The sequence below is a fragment of the Rhodococcus sp. EPR-147 genome, assembly GCF_001647185.1.
Taxonomy (GTDB): Bacteria; Actinomycetota; Actinomycetes; order Mycobacteriales; family Mycobacteriaceae; genus Rhodococcoides.
Genome location: NZ_LVCU01000331.1, coordinates 1 through 2,191, shown reverse-complemented (window position 1 = coordinate 2,191; position 2,191 = coordinate 1). Strand labels below are relative to the sequence as shown.

The 2,191-nt window shown below is 60.7% G+C and carries 2 protein-coding genes and 1 pseudogene; all 3 read right to left on the bottom strand.

Annotated features, from left to right (window positions below):
* A pseudogene (locus A2J02_RS15335) lies at positions 1 to 358 on the bottom strand (ABC transporter substrate-binding protein); the annotation flags it as partial.
* A gap of 258 nt (positions 359 to 616) precedes the next feature.
* Complete coding sequence (locus tag A2J02_RS15330; RefSeq protein WP_082898851.1) at positions 617 to 1,405, bottom strand: amino acid ABC transporter ATP-binding protein; 789 nt, start codon at positions 1,403 to 1,405, stop codon at positions 617 to 619.
* Positions 1,402 to 2,142, bottom strand: coding sequence for an amino acid ABC transporter permease (locus tag A2J02_RS15325; RefSeq protein ID WP_068051032.1), 741 nt, complete (start codon positions 2,140 to 2,142; stop codon positions 1,402 to 1,404). Before A2J02_RS15325 ends, A2J02_RS15330 begins: the two co-directional genes overlap by 4 nt.
* Positions 2,143 to 2,191: the final 49 nt, after the last annotated feature.

Sequence of the window (2,191 nt, the reverse complement as noted above, 5' to 3'; positions counted from 1 at the left end):
CGCCGTATGCCTGTCCCACGCTTTCGATGCCGTCGAGATCGAGTCCGCGTAGCGGGATCGACGACTCGAAGGAGCTCCCTCCCCAGATGCCGACCGGCTTGATGCCCAGCGGGATCAACGCTGCGGCAGCCTGTTCGCTGGCCACGATGCGCGACGGCACCGCGTCGAGTTCGACGGTTTCGCCGCGGCCGTCGACGTAGCTGAAACCGGACTCCGAAGTGGTCGTGTTCGACTCCCCCGGCTCGTTGTCCGAAGAGGAACATCCGCTCAGCGCGGTGACGCCCACCATCGAGAGCACTGCGAATGTCGTCGCCAGTGTGCGTCGAGATCCCCGCGTTCGAGTCGTTGAAATTCTCAAGGTCCGCATTCTTTCCCCATCATCCAAGTTAGGCAAACATTGCCTATGTTGGGATAGACTAACCAACACGACGGGGGTTCGGTGTGGTTGGTCCGGTCAGTCGACCACGGTGTCGAGCGAGGACGTTCCCGGTGCCGACGGGACCCATGGCTTCAGAGGTTGAACGACATCGCGATAGAAGGCGGCAGCGTGATCCCCCCTCACTCGACATTCATTCATTCGACCTACGGCACGCATGGTCGGTGCCACTTACGCCCGTCAGAGAATACGACTCAAGAATTGTTGTGTACGAGCGCTTTTGGGATTGTCGAAGAACTCACCGGGAGGTGCCTCTTCCACGATCTTCCCGTCGCTCATGAAGACGACCCTGTCTGCGGCCGCTTTCGCGAAGCCCATTTCGTGGCTGACCACCACCATCGTCATGCCCTCGTCGCGCAGTCGAAGCATGACGTCGAGGACCTCGTTGACCATCTCGGGATCGAGGGCGGACGTGGGCTCGTCGAACAGCATCACTTCGGGCTTCATCGCCAACGCTCGGGCGATCGCCACGCGTTGCTGCTGACCACCGGACAGTTGTGACGGGTAGTTCTCCCCCTTGTCCGCAAGGCCGACGAGGTCGAGCAGTTCCTGAGCTTGCCTGCGCGCCTTGTCCTTCTGCGTGCCGAGGACATGACGTGGACCCGATGCGACGTTGTCCAGCGCCGTCATCATGGGAAACAGGTTGAAGCTCTGAAACACCATTCCTGTGTGGTGCCGCTGCTTGGCGATCTGCGCCTCCGACAGCGGCGTTCGCTTGGTGCCTTCCGAGAAGCCCATCATCTCGCCGCACACTCGGACGGTCCCGGATTCGATCGTCTCGAGACAGTTGAGCGTGCGCAGCAGGGTGCTCTTTCCACTTCCCGACGGCCCGAGGAGCAGGACCACTTCCCCTTTGTCCACCGTGAAATCGATGTCGTCGAGGACGACGAGATCGTTGTAGGCCTTCGTCATATTCCTGACCTCGACCATCGTCGTGGTCTTCGTGGTCGCAGACGTCGCACTCGTCATCGGTTCACAGCCTCGGCTTTCATCGCGCTGTCGTCGAGCTTCGGACTCGACGGGCCGCCCTTACGGCGGTAATTGCGGTCGTATCCACGTCCTACTCGTACTTCGATCATCTTCTGAATCAACCCCCACAGAGTTGTCAGCGCCAGGAAGTACAACGCTGCCGCGCAGAGCCCCTCCAGCACTCGAAAATTCACCTGCACCAAGAACTGTGTCCGTCGCAGCAACTCCTGTACTGAGATGACCGACACCAGCGTTGTGGTCTTGAGCAGCCCGTTGAAGCTGTTGCCGAGTGGAGGAATCATCACCCGCAGTGCCTGAGGGAGAACCACCACGCGGAAGACCTTCGTGGGTGACATACCGAGGGCCCGTGCCGCTTCCGTTTGTCCGGTGGGAACCGACAGCAATCCGGAACGCACTATTTCCGACAGGTATGCGGCTTCGTTGAGAACCAGGCCGACGAGTGCCGCCTCGATCACGCCCAGTTTGATGCCGACCTGAGGCAGTCCGGTGTAGATGATCACCAACTGCACCAGTAGAGGCGTGCCGCGCATCAGCCACACGTAGAACCCGGCGACTATCCGCAGGGGTACGAGCTTGGACGATCGCGCGGAGGCCACCACCACTGCGAGAGCGAGTCCGAGGATCATGCTGACTACGGTGAGCCAGATAGTGACCCATGCGCCTTCGAGCAGCTGGGTGCTCGTCAGGATGGAGAAGAATGCGTCCCAGGACCACATGGGGGTGCCTTTCGACTTGCGTTGGTCGGATCAGCTGTCGAGAGGACCG